Annotated in this window: 18 protein-coding genes; 10 read left to right on the top strand and 8 right to left on the bottom strand. The window is 72.8% G+C overall.

The features are described 5' to 3' along the window. The first annotated feature begins 1 nt into the window (after position 1). The 5 genes from DP939_RS15190 to DP939_RS15170 all read left to right on the top strand — a co-directional run bounded on the left by DP939_RS15190 (position 2) and on the right by DP939_RS15170 (position 3,922). Positions 2-745 carry a phosphonate C-P lyase system protein PhnL gene (locus DP939_RS15190; protein ID WP_199565182.1) on the top strand — a complete coding sequence of 248 codons (744 nt, stop codon included), beginning with the start codon at positions 2-4 and terminating at the stop codon, positions 743-745. Then, entirely contained in the window at positions 742-1,929 is a 1,188-nt protein-coding gene (locus tag DP939_RS15185; protein ID WP_113981338.1) for an alpha-D-ribose 1-methylphosphonate 5-triphosphate diphosphatase, read from the top strand. Before DP939_RS15190 ends, DP939_RS15185 begins: the two co-directional genes overlap by 4 nt. Then, entirely contained in the window at positions 1,923-2,735 is an 813-nt protein-coding gene (locus tag DP939_RS15180) for an inositol monophosphatase family protein (RefSeq protein ID WP_113981337.1), read from the top strand. Before DP939_RS15185 ends, DP939_RS15180 begins: the two co-directional genes overlap by 7 nt. Positions 2,736-2,870: 135 nt before the next feature. Beyond that, positions 2,871-3,689 carry a hypothetical protein gene (locus DP939_RS15175; protein WP_113981336.1) on the top strand — a complete coding sequence of 273 codons (819 nt, stop codon included), beginning with the start codon at positions 2,871-2,873 and terminating at the stop codon, positions 3,687-3,689. Further along, positions 3,686-3,922, top strand: coding sequence for a hypothetical protein (locus DP939_RS15170; RefSeq protein WP_113981335.1), 237 nt, complete (start codon positions 3,686-3,688; stop codon positions 3,920-3,922). The genes DP939_RS15175 and DP939_RS15170 overlap by 4 nt, the downstream gene beginning before the upstream one ends. On the opposite strand, the gene DP939_RS15165 is transcribed toward DP939_RS15170, so the two are convergent. Continuing rightward, positions 3,906-5,342, bottom strand: coding sequence for an MFS transporter (locus DP939_RS15165; protein WP_113981334.1), 1,437 nt, complete (start codon positions 5,340-5,342; stop codon positions 3,906-3,908). The genes DP939_RS15170 and DP939_RS15165 overlap by 17 nt on opposite strands. A 101-nt stretch (positions 5,343-5,443) precedes the next feature. Here DP939_RS15165 and nfi point away from each other — a divergent pair, with 101 nt between their 5' ends. Beyond that, entirely contained in the window at positions 5,444-6,112 is a 669-nt protein-coding gene (nfi, locus tag DP939_RS15160; RefSeq protein ID WP_225878261.1) for a deoxyribonuclease V, read from the top strand. Positions 6,113-6,125: 13 nt separating this feature from the next. Here nfi and DP939_RS15155 read toward each other — a convergent pair whose 3' ends face one another. Further along, complete coding sequence (locus DP939_RS15155) at positions 6,126-6,698, bottom strand: NADAR family protein (RefSeq protein ID WP_199565181.1); 573 nt, start codon at positions 6,696-6,698, stop codon at positions 6,126-6,128. 14 nt (positions 6,699-6,712) lie between these two features. Next, on the bottom strand, positions 6,713-7,426 hold the full coding sequence (locus DP939_RS15150) for an SIR2 family NAD-dependent protein deacylase (RefSeq protein WP_113981331.1): 714 nt from the start codon (positions 7,424-7,426) through the stop codon (positions 6,713-6,715). 39 nt (positions 7,427-7,465) lie between these two features. Here DP939_RS15150 and DP939_RS15145 point away from each other — a divergent pair, with 39 nt between their 5' ends. Continuing rightward, on the top strand, positions 7,466-7,795 hold the full coding sequence (locus tag DP939_RS15145; RefSeq protein WP_113981330.1) for a nuclear transport factor 2 family protein: 330 nt from the start codon (positions 7,466-7,468) through the stop codon (positions 7,793-7,795). A 12-nt stretch (positions 7,796-7,807) separates the two neighbouring features. Here DP939_RS15145 and DP939_RS15140 read toward each other — a convergent pair whose 3' ends face one another. Both DP939_RS15140 and DP939_RS15135 read right to left on the bottom strand, forming a co-directional pair. Beyond that, positions 7,808-8,047, bottom strand: coding sequence for a hypothetical protein (locus DP939_RS15140; protein WP_147267999.1), 240 nt, complete (start codon positions 8,045-8,047; stop codon positions 7,808-7,810). Between the two features lie 110 nt (positions 8,048-8,157). Continuing rightward, positions 8,158-9,372 carry a cytochrome P450 gene (locus tag DP939_RS15135; RefSeq protein WP_113981328.1) on the bottom strand — a complete coding sequence of 405 codons (1,215 nt, stop codon included), beginning with the start codon at positions 9,370-9,372 and terminating at the stop codon, positions 8,158-8,160. 364 nt (positions 9,373-9,736) lie between these two features. Here DP939_RS15135 and DP939_RS15130 point away from each other — a divergent pair, with 364 nt between their 5' ends. Next, positions 9,737-10,465, top strand: coding sequence for a GAF and ANTAR domain-containing protein (locus tag DP939_RS15130; RefSeq protein ID WP_199565179.1), 729 nt, complete (start codon positions 9,737-9,739; stop codon positions 10,463-10,465). A gap of 16 nt (positions 10,466-10,481) precedes the next feature. Here DP939_RS15130 and DP939_RS15125 read toward each other — a convergent pair whose 3' ends face one another. Further along, positions 10,482-10,802, bottom strand: coding sequence for an STAS domain-containing protein (locus tag DP939_RS15125; protein WP_158578582.1), 321 nt, complete (start codon positions 10,800-10,802; stop codon positions 10,482-10,484). Between the two features lie 252 nt (positions 10,803-11,054). Between DP939_RS15125 and DP939_RS15120 the strand changes: the two genes are divergently transcribed. After that, complete coding sequence (locus tag DP939_RS15120; protein ID WP_225878260.1) at positions 11,055-11,843, top strand: SDR family oxidoreductase; 789 nt, start codon at positions 11,055-11,057, stop codon at positions 11,841-11,843. Between the two features lie 68 nt (positions 11,844-11,911). Beyond that, positions 11,912-12,532: a TetR/AcrR family transcriptional regulator gene (locus DP939_RS15115; RefSeq protein ID WP_113981324.1), complete on the top strand. Its 621-nt coding sequence runs from the start codon at positions 11,912-11,914 to the stop codon at positions 12,530-12,532. 26 nt (positions 12,533-12,558) lie between these two features. On the opposite strand, the gene DP939_RS15110 is transcribed toward DP939_RS15115, so the two are convergent. Further along, positions 12,559-14,091, bottom strand: a complete 1,533-nt coding sequence (locus tag DP939_RS15110; protein ID WP_113981323.1) for a PQQ-dependent sugar dehydrogenase — start codon at positions 14,089-14,091, stop codon at positions 12,559-12,561. Positions 14,092-14,251: 160 nt separating this feature from the next. Beyond that, positions 14,252-14,839, bottom strand: coding sequence for a gamma carbonic anhydrase family protein (locus DP939_RS15105; protein WP_113981322.1), 588 nt, complete (start codon positions 14,837-14,839; stop codon positions 14,252-14,254). Positions 14,840-14,849 lie beyond the last annotated feature (10 nt).

Genomic DNA, 14,849 nt, shown 5'->3' with positions numbered 1-14,849 from the left:
CATGCTCTCCATCAGGAACCTCACCAAATCGTTCACCCTGCACACCGTGGACGGCCGCGAGGTCCCCGCCCTGGCGGGCGTGGACCTGGACGTCTCCGCGGGCGAGCACGTCGCCCTGGCCGGGTCCTCCGGCGCGGGCAAGTCCTCGCTGCTGCGCTGCGTGTACCGCACCTACGTGCCCGGCTCCGGCGAGATCCGGTTCACCACGGCCACCGGCGCGGTGGTCGACCTGGTGGCGCTGTCCGACCCGGAGGTCGCCGACCTGCGCGGCCGGGAGATCGGCTACGTCTCGCAGTTCCTGCGCGGGGAGCCCCGGCGCGGCGTGCTCGACCTGGTGGCCCGCGCCGGAGTACGGCGGGGCATGGACACCACCACCGCCCGCGACGCCGCCGCCGAGGCCCTGCGCAGGCTCGGCATCGAAGAACGCCTGTGGGCCATGCACACCACCGTGCTGTCCGGCGGGCAGAAGCAGCGGGTCAACCTGGCCGCGGGGACCATCTCCCCGCCCCGGCTGCTGCTGCTGGACGAGCCGGTCTCCGCACTGGACCCGGTCAACCGGGAGGCGGTGCTCGGCATGATCGCCGACCTGGGCGGCGGCGGCACCGCCGTGCTGTCGGTGTTCCACGACCTTGAGGCGATCGAACGGCTGGCCACCCGCGTGGTGGTCCTTGAGGGCGGGCTGATCGTCCGCCAGGGCGATCCCTCGCAGACCCTTCGCCACGGCACCCTGGAGGTGGCCAGATGATCAATATCTTCGCGCACGCGACCGCCGTACTGCCGGACCGGGTGATCGAGGACGCGCTGGTCGCGGCCGAGGACGGGGTGATCACCGAGGTGACCGCCGCGCGTCCCGGCGCGGTCCCCGCCGAGGCGGTGGACCTGCGCGGCGCGCTGCTGCTGCCCGGCCTGGTGGACACCCACAGCGACGGCCTGGAGAAGGAGCTGAACCCGCGCCCGAACGCCGAGTTCGACGTGGACTTCGCGGTGGCGAGCTTCGAGGGCCGGGTGCGGGCCGCCGGGGTCACCACGATCTACCACGGCATCGGGTACCAGACCGCCCCGCGCAAGGGCCGCGACCTGGACCGGGCCGTGGCGATCACCGAGGCCGTCGCGCGGCGGGCGGGCGGCGACCCGATGGTGGACCACCGGTTCCTGTTCCGGCTGGACGCCCGCGACCCCGCCGCGCTGGCCGCGCTGGGGCCCCGGCTGGCCGCGCTGGACCTCGATGTGCCGCCGCTGGTGTCCTATGAGGACCACACGCCGGGCCAGGGGCAGTACCGCGACCCCGTCTACTACCGCAAGTGGCTGGAGGGCAGCCAGGGGATCTCCGCCGAGCAGGCCCAGACGAAGATGGACGCCCTGGTGGCCGACCGCGACACCCGCGCCTGGCACCGCCCGGTCGCGCTCGACTGGCTGAGCGAGCAGGCCAGGACGGGCCGGGCCCGGGTGCTCGCGCACGACCCGGTGACCGCCGAGGAGGTCGCGCTCGCGCACGAGCGGGGGGTGCGGGTGGCGGAGTTCCCGACGACCGTCGAGGCCGCCCGCGCCGCGCGCGAGCTTGGCCTGGACATCGTCGCGGGCGCGCCCAACGTGCTGCGCGGCGGCTCGCACTCGGGCAACGTGGCCGCCAGGGAGCTGATCGCGGCCGGGCTGGCCGACGCGCTGTCCAGCGACTACCTGCCTTCGGCGATGCTGGCGGCGGCGATGCGGCTGGCCGCGGACGGCCTGGTGCCGCTGCACCGGGCGGTGGCGCTGGTCACCTCCGGCCCGGCCAGGGTGGCGGGCCTGACCGACCGCGGCGCCCTGGTGCCCGGCGCGCGCGCCGACCTGGTCGCGGTCGCGGTCGCCGGTGGCTGGCCCACGGTACGGCTGTCGCACTGCGCCGCCGACCGCATCCCCGAGGCCAGGCCCCTGGAGCTGTCGTGGTGACACCCGAGGCGCATCCGGTGCTGCGCACGGCGGCAGAGGCGGCGCTGATCGCCTACCGCGACGCCCGCGCCGGGTACGGCAGGGCGGAGCTGGCGGAGTACGTGGCCGACGGCGCGGACGGCACCCCCACCATGCGGATCGACGTGCTGGTGGAGTCGGCCATCCTGGCGGCGATCGAGGGCAGCGCCGCCAACGCGCTGAGCGAGGAGACCGGGTTCGTCGACCGGGGTTCGCCGGTCACGCTGGTGATGGACCCGCTGGACGGTTCGGCCAACGCCGCGGCCGGGGTCCCGCTGACCGCGTTCGCCGGGGCCATCGCGGTGGACGGCGAGTTCACCGAGGGCCTGGTCGTCTGGCTGGACACCGGGCGCTCCTGGTGGGCGTCGCGGGGGCGGCCCACCGGGTTGCGCACCTCGGGCCGCACCGCGCTGGACGGCGCGGCCGTCTCGCTGCTGCGCCCCAGGTTCGACGTGCCGGGCGCGGCCGGGGCGTGGCGCGCGGTCGCCGAACGCGCCGGGCGGGTCCGCATCCTGTCCACCTCCTGCCTGGAGGCGGCCCTGGTCGCCGACGGCTCCACCGACGCCTTCGCCGACGCCGCCAGCGACACCCATCGCCTGGTGGACATCGCCGCCTCGGTCGTACTGGCCGAGGCGGCGGGCGGCGCCGTGCGCGACGTGTGGGACCGGCCGATCGTGTGCGACACCGACCTCACCCGCAGGTGGAGCGGCATCGTGGCGGCCTCCCCCGCCCTCGCGGACGAGATCGCCGAGACGCTGCGCTCGGAGGCGGGTTTGCCCGTTCTTTAACCTTGGTTGGGCACCGACCTGCATTTCGCGGGTAATAGCGGCTTCTGATGTGATTTGGGGGGCGCTATGTCCAGCGAGCCAGTCGAACGACGCGACCGCCGTGTACATCCGCCGGATGGGCGGCCGACCGGGGATATGACGGACCGCCGCCAGGAGAAACGCCCTGAACCGGACATGTACCTCGATGTGCCGTACGTCAACGTGGACAAGATCGACCTTGACGTGGACGAGCTGCGGGCCCGGGTCTCCCTGGAGGCCGATGTGCTGGACCTGCTGCGGCTGCACGTCGGGGTGGACGTCATGCTGGGGAAGGTCAAATTGGACATCGAGGGGGCGGAGGCACAGGCGGTCCTGAAGGTGCGGCTCGACCAGGTCGCCCGGATCATCGGGGACGTGCTCGGCACCGTCAATGCCAATCCGCGGATCCTCGACAACGTCGGCAAGGGACTGACCGCGGCCACGGTCCACGATCTCGGCCGGGCCGCCGTGGCCGCCCGCACCGGCGACGTCGCCGGCCGGATGCCGGGGGTGCACGAGGCCGTACGCGACGCCGTACCCGAAGCACCGCCGCCCGAGCCAGAGGCAAAGCCTGAGGCCGAGGCCGGACCTGAGCCCAAGCTAGAGGCTGAGCCCAAGGCCGGAGCTGAGGCGGAGGCTGAGGCAGAGCCCAAGCCAGAGCCTGAGCCCGAGGCAGAGCCTGAGGCTGAGGCAGAGCCTGAGGCTGAGGCAGAGGCAGGGCCGGAAGGCGGGGAGCACGACGGCCTGCCGGGGCGGGTGCTCACGACCGCCGGGCAGGTCGGGCGCCGGGCCGGCAGTTCGGCGTGGGGGCTGGCGAAGGGCGTCGGGCGGGCCGGGCAGCGCTCCGGCAGCGCCGCCCTGCACCGGCTGCGCGACCGGCACGACGGGCACCCCGAAGCCGGAGAAGCCGGGGAGGACGAGGTGGACGGGAGATGAGCGAGCGCCCCGGGGAGTTGGCGGACATCGAGTTCTCGGCCTCGGTGAGCGCCGGCAGGATGCGTTTCGAGGAGGTCCCGGACTCCACGGTGACCTACTCACAGGCGTCCGGGCCGGAGTCCGGGCACGGGTCGCGAAGGCGCGGCCTGCCCCGTCCCGTCCAGGAGGGCGTGGACTACGAGGACGTCGAGGTGCACTACGACCTCGCGGCCAGGATCAGTCGGCCGCGCTGAGCGGCCGGGCGATCGACTCCAGCCCCTTGCCCTCCGCCTTGACCCCGAGGAACAGCTCGACCACCCCGGCCAGGATCATCAGCACCGCGCCGACCGCGAACGCCAGCGCGGTGTCCCCGGGCACCCCGCTCTCGACCAGCTTCGCGAAGATCAGCGGCCCGGAGATCCCGCCCACCGCGGTGCCGATCGCGTAGAAGAACGCGATGGCCATCGCCCGGGTCTCCAGCGGGAAGACCTCGCTGACCGTCAGGTAGGCCGAACTCGCGCCCGCCGAGGCGACGAAGAGCACCACGCACCAGCACGCGGTGAGCGTGACGGCGGTGAGCGCGCCCTGGGCGAACAGCCACGCGGTGATCAGCAGCAGCACCCCGGAGCCGATGTACGTGCCGGAGATCATCGGCACCCGGCCGACGCTGTCGAAGAGATGGCCGAGCAGCAGCGGCCCGAGGAAGTTGCCGATCGCGATCACCGCGAAGTAGTAGCCGGTGTGCGTCTCGATCTTGAAGAAGGTGGCCAGGATGTTGGCGTACCCGAAGGTGATCGCGTTGTAGAGGAACGCCTGCCCGATGAACAGCGACAGGCCGAGGACCGTCCGCCGGGGGTAGAGCCGCACCATGGTGTGCGCGATCCTGCCGAATCCGGTGGACCTGCGCTGCCGGATGGCGATGGCCTCGCCGGGCTCGGCCAGCCGCGCGCCCGTCTCCCGTTCGACCTCCTGCTCGATGCCGCCGACCAGGCGTTCGGCCTCCTCGCCCCGGCCGTGGATGAACAGCCAGCGCGGGCTTTCCGGTACGTGCCGGCGTACCAGCAGGATGGCCAGGCCGAGCACCACGCCCATGCCGAAGGCGACCCGCCAGCCGATGTTGAGCGGCAGGTCGTTGAGCAGCGGGACGGTGATCAGCGCGCCGCCCGCCGCGCCCAGCCAGTAGCTGCCGTTGATGATGATGTCGATCTTGCCGCGGTGCCGGCTCGGGATCAGCTCGTCGATGGCCGAGTTGATCGCCGCGTACTCGCCGCCGATGCCGAACCCCGTCATGAACCTGAACAGGAAGAACCACCACGCCTCGAAGGAGAACGCGGTCAGCGCCGTGGCGGCCAGGTAGACCAGCAGAGTGATCATGAACAACTTCTTGCGGCCGAACCGGTCGGTCAGCCAGCCGAAGAACAGCGCCCCGATGCACGCGCCCGCCACGTACAGCGCCCCGGCGACCCCGGCGACCTGCGTCTGGGTGATCTCCAGGCCGCTGCCCGGCCGGGCCAGCTGAGCGGTCAGGTTGCCGACGATGGTGACCTCCAGACCGTCCAGGATCCAGACGGTGCCGAGGCCGATCACGATCATCCAGTGCCAGCGCGACCAGGGGAGCCGGTCGAGCCGGGCGGGCACCTTCGTGGTGACGGTGCCGAGTCGCGTGATGCTCATACCGATCACCTGTTACCCGGATCGCCCAAAGAAAGTCTCCCTGCGCGGAACGGAGTCGCCCCGGATCGCGGGCCTCGCGGGCCGCGGCGTAGCCTGCCCTGGTGCATCCGGCGACGACGGACTGGCCGCGGACCGTCCCCGAGGCCGAGGCGATCCAGCGGCGGCTCGCGCCGCTGGCCGACCTGACCGGCCCAGGCCCCGCGCCCGCCGCGGTGCGGCATGTGGCGGGGCTGGACGTCGGCTACCCCACGGCGGGCGACGAGGTGACCGGCGCGGTGGCCGTGCTCGACGCGGACACGCTCGCGGTGGTGGACCGGGCCGTGGTCCGCGAACCGGCCCGGTTCCCCTACGTGCCCGGCCTGTTCGCGTTCCGGGAACTGCCGCCGCTGCTCGCCGCCCTGGACCGGCTCACGATCACCCCGGACCTGCTCGTCTGCGACGGGCACGGCCTGGCCCACCCGCGCCGCTTCGGGCTGGCCTGCCATCTCGGGGTGCTGACCGATCTGCCGGTCATCGGCGTCGCCAAGACGCCCTTCACCGGGCGGCACGACCCGCCGGGCCCCGAGCGCGGGTCCTGGACGCCGATCGTGCTGGACGGCGAGGTGGTCGGGCGGGCCCTGCGGACCCGCTACGGTGTCAAGCCGGTCTACGTGTCCCAGGGCCACCGCATCGGCCTGGACGACGCCTGCGCGCACGTACTGCGGCTGACCCCGGCCTACCGCATCCCCGAGCCGATCCGCCAGGCCGACCGGCTCTCCCGGGGACGCTGAGCCTCTCGCCGGGTCACCCCGCACCGCCGGAGAGGATCGCGCGGGCCTCCATCAGCGCGAAGCCGAGCAGGTTGTGCCCGGCCCACTCCTGCGGCCGCTCGGCCCTGGCATCGCTCGCGGTCATCCCGATGCCCCAGATCCGGTCGGTGGGGCCGGCCTCGACCAGCACCCGTTCGCCGGTGCCGGGCAGGTAGGCGCGCAGATCGGGGTTCCCGCCGAACTTGGCCACATTGCCCCGTACGGCGATGCCGAAGCGGTGCGCGGCCCAGGTCTCCTCGTCGAAGCCACGCACCCGGCGGCCGATCAGCTTGGCGTCGCGCGGATGCCCAGCCGCGACGATCTCGGCGGCGGCCTCCTCGTCGCCGAACAGCCGCGCCTTGGCGGCCATCAGGTAGTGCTCGGCCGTGGCGTAGCCGACGCCGTCCACCTCGAAGCGGGCGGGCCACCACTGCGACAGGCAGCCGGGGCCGGTCCCGCCGCCGGAGGGCGGCCGGTGTCCCCAGAAGAACAGGTACCTGACCCTGCCGCCCGCCCGCACGGCCTGGAGCAGGCCGGCGACGTCGCGGGCGCGCGCGGATTCGATCATGGTCACGTCCTTCATCAGCCGCCGGCGAGCAGCGTCTCGCACAGGCGCGGGACGGCGCCGCCGATCGGGGCGTCGATCACCTGCTCGGCCAGGTGGTCGTAGGGGGTGGGCTCGGCGTTCACGATGATCACCCGGGCGCCGGACCCGGCGGCCACCCGCACCAGCGAGGCCGCCGGTTGCACCTGGAGCGAGGTGCCGATGGCCAGGAAGACCTCACAACCCTGGGCGGCCTCGACCGCCGCGTCCAGCACGGCCGGGTCGAGCCCCTCGCCGAACATGACGGTGGCGGTCTTGAGCACGCCGCCGCAGGCGTGGCAGGCCGGGTCGGGGTCGCCCGCGAGCACCCGGTCGATCGCCTCGCGGGTGGTACCGGTCCGCCCGCAGGAGGTGCACACGGCGCGGAACATGTTGCCGTGCAACTCCAGGACGCGCCCGGCGGGGGAACCGGCCCGCTGGTGCAGCCCGTCGACGTTCTGGGTGATGATCCAGGTGTCGGGGAGCGCGGCGAGGGCGCGGTGCGCGGCGTTGGGCTCGGCCGTCCAGGCCGGGCTGTCGTGCCGGAACAGCCACGAGCGGCGGCGGATGTCCGGGTCGGACATGTAGATCGGGTAGGTGACGAGCTTTTCGTGGTCGGGGTCCTTGTTCCACAGCCCGGCGGGCCCCCGGTAGTCGGGAATGCCGGAATCGGTGGACATGCCTGCGCCGGTGAGCGCCGTTACCTTGGGCATGGCGCCGATCGTAGGGCCGTGGGGCGACAATGGCATCCCATGGACACCAGGCAGGCCGCCCTGCGGTTCACCGGCACCTGGCGGCGCGGATGGGCGGAGCACGACGTCGAGGCGATCATCGCGCTGTACGCGCCGGACGCGGTGCACCGCAGCATGCCGTTCCGCCCTGAGCACCGGGGCAGGGCCGCGATCGAGGAGTACATCAGGTGGTCGTTCGCGGACGAGACACCGGTGAGCGTGGAGTTCGGGACGCCGCTGGTGGACGGCGAGCCCGTCACGCTGGCCGGGTGCGTGTTCGCCCGGTTCGGCGCTGACGGCCTCGCCGTCGAGACCCGCGACTACTGGCACACCGCTCGGGGGCACCAGTGACGCGGCGGTCGATCAGGACGGCACCCGCGTCGTGCTGTAGACGGGCAGAGCGGCGTCCTGCTGGTGCGGCTGCGGCGGCTGCGCAGCCGGTACGGTGAACTGCTGCCGTACGGGCGGCGGCGCCACCGGCTCGGCGCATCCGCCGTCGCAGTAGCCGTTGGAGACGATGAGCCGTCCCCGCGCCGCCGTGTAGGCGTCCGGGCCGGATGCGGGCAGCACCCCCGTGCACACAGGGCACTGAATCAAGTCCATCCCCACGTGTCCTTCCTTTCCCGCGCTGTAGGCCGAGAGCCAGCGTAAGGCGACACGTTCCAGCCGATTGGGCATTTCAACAATGTGTCAAGTTCGTGGTCATTCGTCGCTCACCACACTAGATGCACCGCTTCGGGGTGACGTACGTCATGAACCGGCCGATAACTGATCGGCTCGGCGAGCCGCAGTCCGGGCAGTTTCGTGGTCAGCGTCTCCAGCGTGACCCGCAGTTGCATGCGCGCGAGTGCGGCGCCGGCGCAGAAATGGACGCCGCGGCCGAAGGCGAGATGCCGGTTGCGCTCCCGCGCGATGTCGAATTCCGCGGCGTGCGGGAACTTGCCGGGGTCGCGGTTGGCGGCGTTGTAGCGGAGCAGCACCCGCGACCCGGCCGGCAGGGCGACGCCGCCGAGTTCGGTGGGCGCGGTGACCTCGCGGTACAGGCCGCTGGCGGGCGTGCCGTACCGGAGGATCTCCTCCACCGCGCCGGGGATCAGCGACGGGTCGGCGCACAGCCGTTCCCACTGCTCGCGGTGGGAGAGCAGCAGCGCCATGGCCATGCCGCCGAGCGGCACGGTCGTGATGTGCCCGGCGACCACGAGCTGGAACAGGTTGGCCACCACCTGCGCCTCGTCCTCGTAGGACAGCGGCTCCTCGCCGGGGACGCTGGCCGCGACCACCTCGCTGAACGCGTCCTCGCCCGGCTTGGCCCTGCGCTCGCGGACCAGGGAGCCGATCAGCTCCTGCAGCCGCACGAAGCCGCGGGCCCCGGCCAGTTCCTGTTCCTCGGTGAGATGGGCCGAGCGCAGGATGATGAAGCCGTCCAGCCACTCGTAGACCAGCCGCGCCTGCTCGGGGTCCAGGCCGCACAGCCTGCCGATCGTCCGGCAGGGCAGCGGCACGGCGTAGTGCGCCATGAACTCCACGCGCCCGGCGTCCGCGAAGGAGGCGACCAGGCCGGCCGCCTGCTCACGGACGAACGGCTCCAGCGCGGCCACCCGGTCCGCCTTCAGCACGTCGGCGATCGGCGCGCGCAGCCTGGCGTGCGTCTCGCCGTCGGACTGGATCAGGTCCGGCTGCGGCGGATAGCCCTTGGCCAGTTCGGCCAGCGTCGCCTCGCGCAGCGGGACCGCGTCGGTGAAGGGGGCGGATGAGGAGTAGAGGACGGGGTCGCGCAGCACGGTCACCACGTCGTCGTAGCGCGTGACCACCCACGCCCCCATGACCGGGGAAAAGAACACCGGCTCCTCGTGCCGTGCCCGGTCGTACACCGGATAGGGATCGCGCAGATGCGCGCCGAGCGGGTCGTACGTCTCCCCGACCGTCATGATCCTCCCTCGGGTAAGCGCCGGGGTTGAGTATCACACGCTAAGACCGTTTCGCCCAGAACTGTCTCACTCCTTGATCAATTCGAAGCCGAAGGAGTCCTGCGGCCCAGGGCTCCGGCGTGCGGGTTTTCGGTCCATCCGCATCCGCGACCCCGGCCTCGCCGGGTTTGCCGACGGGCGGTGCCGCCCGCGAGGATGGGCTACGGGCCGCAGGCAAGCGAGCGCCCGGACCGCCGACGACGCCGGTACGGCCGATCGGCGGCGACACGCCCCAGCAGTAAGGAGTCCACTCCTCCGGTGGCGGCGACGTGCGATGCCGCACCCATCGCGTGCCCATCGGGGGCCACAAGGAGATGAGCCCACCGTGCCGAAGGAAGATCGGTTGGCGACGACCTTCGTCGCCCTGGCCGACACTCTCACCGCGGACTTCGACGTCGGCGGATATCTGCAGATGCTGACGGAGAGGTGCGCGGAGGTCCTGGACGTGGAGCAGGCCGGGCTGATCGCCGCGGCCCCGCCCGGCGGCCTTGAGGTGGTGGCCGCCTCCTCCGAGCGGGTGCGGCTGCTCGAGGTGCTGCAACTGGAGAGCGGCGAGGGGCCCTGCCTGGACGCCTACGACGGCGGACGGCGCATCGCGTGCGCCGACCTGAGCCAGGCCCGCGACCGCTGGCCGAAGTTCGCCCCGGCCGCGCTGGCGGCGGGCTTCTGCTCGGTGCTGGCGATCCCCATGCGGCGCGGCGACCAGGTGCTCGGCGCGGTGGGCCTGTTCGCCCGGCGTACCGGCGAGCCGTCCGAGCCGCAGGCCCTGCTCGGCCAGGCCCTGGTGGACGCGGCCACGATCGGGCTGCTCAACCAGCGGACCGCCGCGGAGCGCGAGGTGCTCGTCGGGCAGTTGCAGACGGCGCTGACCAGCCGCATCCTCATCGAGCAGGCCAAGGGCGTGATCGCGGAACGCTCGGGCACCGGCATGGAGGAGGCGTTCCGCATCCTGCGCGGCTACGCGCGCTCGCACCGCAGAAAGCTCGCCGAGGTCGCCCAGGACGTCATCGACCGCTCGCCCTGCGTCGCCGATCTGTTCCCCGGCCCCGGCTGACCGCCCTGCCGGCGGATCAGAGGCCCGGGCGGGCGTCGGGGAAGACGGTGTCCAGGCCGACGACCTTCAGGGTGGAGCGCAGGCGCGGGCGCATGCCGACGACGCGGAGGGCGACCTGGGATCGCTCGGCCATGGAGCGGGCCGCGACCAGGACGGAGATGCCGCGCGCGTCCATGAAGGTGGTCGCGCTCAGGTCGAGCACCACGCCCATGCCCGGGACGGCGAAGACCTCCTCCAGGCAGGCGCGCACGATGGACTCCGCCCCCATGTCCAGCTCACCGGCGACCGATACGACCGCGCAGCCGTCCGTCCACGAGGTGTCAACGGCAAACCCCATCACGGCCACCCGGGATCCCATCATTTCCAGACTTCAGGAGGGCGCCGCAGTGGTCTGGGCGGCCGAGTCGGCTACCAACCGTAGCCACTCGGTAGCGTACAGGATAATCGGGTGGTTCCGCACGGTGATTCCCGTCAGTCCGGGGGATCACCGCCACCACGGCGCAGCCCCTGCGAGCGTCTTCCCTGGCGGACACGTTACGGTCTTCGGGAGATCGTGGCGGTGCGGGGGCCGCCGACCACCGTTTCGCACATGGAGGTGCGCTGTATGGACCTCGGGCTGACCGGCCGGGTCGCGCTGGTCTGCGCGTCCACGGGAGGGCTGGGCGAGGCCACCGCCCGCGCGCTGGCCGCGGAGGGCGCCCGCGTCGTGGTGTCCGGCCGGCGCGGCGAGCGCGCCCGCGAGATCGCCGCCGAGCTGCCCGGCGCCATCGGCGTCCAGGCCGACCTGCTCGCCGAGGACGGCCCCGAGCGGCTGCACGCGGCGGCCACCGAGGCGTTCGGCCCGGTCGAGATCCTCGTGCTGAACGGCCCCGGTCCCAAGCCGGGCGGCGCGGCCGGGATGTCCTCGGGCGACGTACGGCAGGCCGTGGACGCCCTGGTGCTGCCCCAGCAGCGGCTCCTGTCCCTCGCCCTGCCCGGGATGCGCGACCGCGGCTGGGGGCGCGTGCTGGCCATCGCCTCCTCCGGCGTCGCCGCCCCGCTGGCCAACCTCGCCCTGTCCAACCTCGGACGCGCCGCCCTGGCCGCCTACCTCAAGACGCTGGCCGCCGAGGTGGCCGCCGACGGCGTGACGGTCAACCTGCTGCTGCCCGGCCGGATCTCCACCGACCGGGTGGCCGAGCTGGACGCGGCGGCGGCCGGCCGTACCGGGATGACGCCGGAGGAGGTCGAGGCCAAGGCCCGGCAGGGCATCCCGATCGGCCGGTACGGCAGGCCGGAGGAGTTCGGCGCGGTCGCCGCTTTCCTGTGCGGCGTCCCGGCCTCCTACGTCACCGGCACCGCCCTGCGCTGTGACGGCGGGCTGGTCCGCACGCTCTGACGGGCCCGGCCGGTCGCGCGGATCGTCTAGAGTTGCGCCCACGAGTGACACCGCAGGGACGGCTTCAAATGACCACCACCGCCTACGAGCGCGCGCAGCGGATCGGCCAGCACGCGGTCAGGACCGCCATCCTGGATCAGGCGATCACGCTGCTGACCCGGGAGGGACACGCGGCTCTGACCGTGCGCAGGATCGCGACCGAGGCGGGCTGCTCCACCAAGGTGATCTACACGCTGTTCGGCGGCAAGGACAAGCTCGTCGAGGCGCTGTGGCGGGAGGGGTTCGCGCGGTTCCAGCGGGTGCTGGAGGACGTGCGCCCCGGCTCCGGCCCGATCGAGGACGTGCTGGCCCTGGCCGCGGCCTACCGGGCGTACGCGCACGCTGAGCCGTACTACTACCGGATCATGTTCGAGAACGTGATCCCGGAGTTCTCCCCGGGCGAGGGCGCCGGGCGGGAGGCCAAGCGGGCCTTCCACCTGCTGGAGGCGGCGTGCGCGGCGGCCGTGGCCGTCGGCGAGCTGGCCGGCGACCCACGGGAGATCGCCGACCAGATGTTCATGGCCATGCACGGCGCGGTCAGCCTGGAGCTGTCCGGTTTCTTCGACCGCGACCACGCCGACGCGCTGTTCCCGGCGCTGTGCGCCGGGCTGCTGCGGTCGTTCGCCGGGCCGCCGGAGGCCGCCGGCTGAGCGCCGGGGCCCCTCGGCGACAGGGGTCAGGTCGCGGTGCAGGTCACCGGGGACGGCACGCCGTTGGTGCCGGACCATGTGGCGTTGAAGCCCACGGTGATCGTGCCGTCGGGCGCGAGGGCCCCGTTCCAGGGCTCGTTCCGGATCGTCACCTGCGTGCCGGACTGGGTGTACCGGCCGTTCCAGGCCTGGTTGATCCGCTGGCCGTTGGGGAAGGTGAAGCCGACCGTCCACGATGAGGTCCGCTGGCCGGTGTTGCGCACGACCACCTCACCCTGGAACGCGCCGCCCCACTCGCTCGCCACCCGGTAGGTGGCCGAGCAGGAGATGCCCGGCGTGGGCGTCACGGTGCTGGTCACGGTGGGCGTGGCCGTGGGGCTGTCGGTCGGGGTCGTGCTCACCGTGGGCGTGATGGTCACCGTGGGCGTCACGGTGGGGGTCACCGTGGGTGTCACGGTGGGCGTGGCGGTCGGGCTGGGGCCGCCCTGCGGGGGCACACGGATGATCCGGTCGTCGTCGGCCGACGGCTGGCCCCTGCCGTCGCGGTTGTTGTTGGCCACCCACAGCCAGCCGTCCGGCCCGACGGCGACGGTGCGCAGCCGGCCGTACGTCCGCTGGAACTCGGCGACCGGCGTGCCCGCGGTGCCGTCGGGGTTCACCGGCACCGTCCACAGCCGGGTGCCCCGCGTCGCCGCGACGAACAGTGTGTTGTTGGCGTACGCGATGCCGCTCGGCGACGCCTCCGACGTCCGCCAGGTGACGATCGGGTTGCGGTAGGCGGGGTTGCTGCAGGTGCCCTCGCAGGTGGGCCAGCCGTAGTTGCCGCCCGCGACGATCAGGTTGACCTCGTCGTAGGCGTTGTTGCCGAACTCGCTGGCGAACAGCCGGCCGCGCTCGTCCCAGGTCAGGCCCTGCACGTTGCGGTGGCCGTAGCTGTAGACCAGGGAGTTGAACGGGTTGCCCGGCGGGACGCCGCCGGTGGCGGTCATGCGCAGGATCTTGCCCGCGGGGGTGCCGAGGTCCTGCGCGTTGGCCATGACGCCCGCGTCGCCGGTGGTGACGTAGAGCAGGCCGTCGGGCCCGAAGGCGATCCTGCCGCCGTCGTGGTAGGTGTTCCTCGGCACGCCGGACAGCAGTACCTCCTGCGTCTGCGGCGAGCTGAGCTTGAACCGGACGAGCCGGTTGTCGGACGTGGTGGTGAAGTAGGCGTAGACCCACTGGTCCTGCGCGTACGTCGGGGACACGGCGAGCCCGAGCAGGCCGCTCTCCCCTCGCGCCGACACACCGGGCACGGTCGCCACCGGGACCGGCGTGGCCCCCGGGCGCACCTGCATGATCCTGGCGGTGTTGCGTTCGGCGACCAGGGCGCTGCCGTCGGGCAGGAACGCGAGCCCCCACGGAACCTGCAGGCCGGTGACCGACACCTGGGCGCGTCCGAAATCGAAGCCCCCGATGACCTGGGCACCGGCGGCGGCCGACGGATTGAGTACGGCGATCACCGCCGCCACCGCCACCGCGCATGCGGCGGCCACGAGGACAGGAACCGAGCGTCTGGGCATGGCGCACTCCTGTGCGGGAGGAATCGCTCCGGCGTCCCGAAACGTACGCCCGTGTCCACAACCGGTCAACATAACGTGCAAACCGCACATCCACATGACCCCTCTCCCGATCGGGAGAGCGGAATGGTATGCCCGGCTGTGGGTCACGCGGGGCGGGCGGTCAGCCGACGATCTCGTCGTCCGCGTGCGCCCCGAACTGCGCGGAGCGCACCTCCGCGGCCCGCTCGTAACGGCGGATCCGGTCCTCCCAGTCCGCCTCGACGCCGAACGCCACCTTGGCGAACTCCACTCCCTTGATCGCCTCGGGCAGGGCGGGGTCGCCGGGCGCGTACAGCCCGTCCAGAACGGCGATCATGTTCGGTGGCACGAACGACTCGTCGGCCAGCACCGTGGCGGCGTGCACGGCCGCGCCGATCGCGACGACCGCGCCCGCCCCGACCACCGCCTCCTGCAGCACGGTGGCCCCGGTGGCCAGATAGGCGCACCGGCCAACGCGGCAGCCCAGCAGGGTCGCGTGCGGCCCGGCGAACACGTGGTCGCCGAGTGACACCTCGCCGCGCAGCACCGCGTTCTCGCAGATGATCGAGCATTCGCCGACCTCGATGGCGCCGTCCTCGGCGTCGAGGACCGCGCCGTACATCACCCGTGCCCGCGGGCCGACGCGCACCCGCCCGGCCAGGGTGGCGGTGGGCGCGACGTACGCGGACGGATCGACGACCGGCTCGTGACCACGGTGACGGATCAGCATGGCCCCATCA

The organism is Spongiactinospora rosea (genome assembly GCF_003315795.1).
Taxonomy (GTDB): domain Bacteria; phylum Actinomycetota; class Actinomycetes; order Streptosporangiales; family Streptosporangiaceae; genus Spongiactinospora; species Spongiactinospora rosea.
The sequence above is the reverse complement of the archived record's forward strand: the minus strand, read 5'-3'. Positions and strand labels throughout refer to the sequence as shown.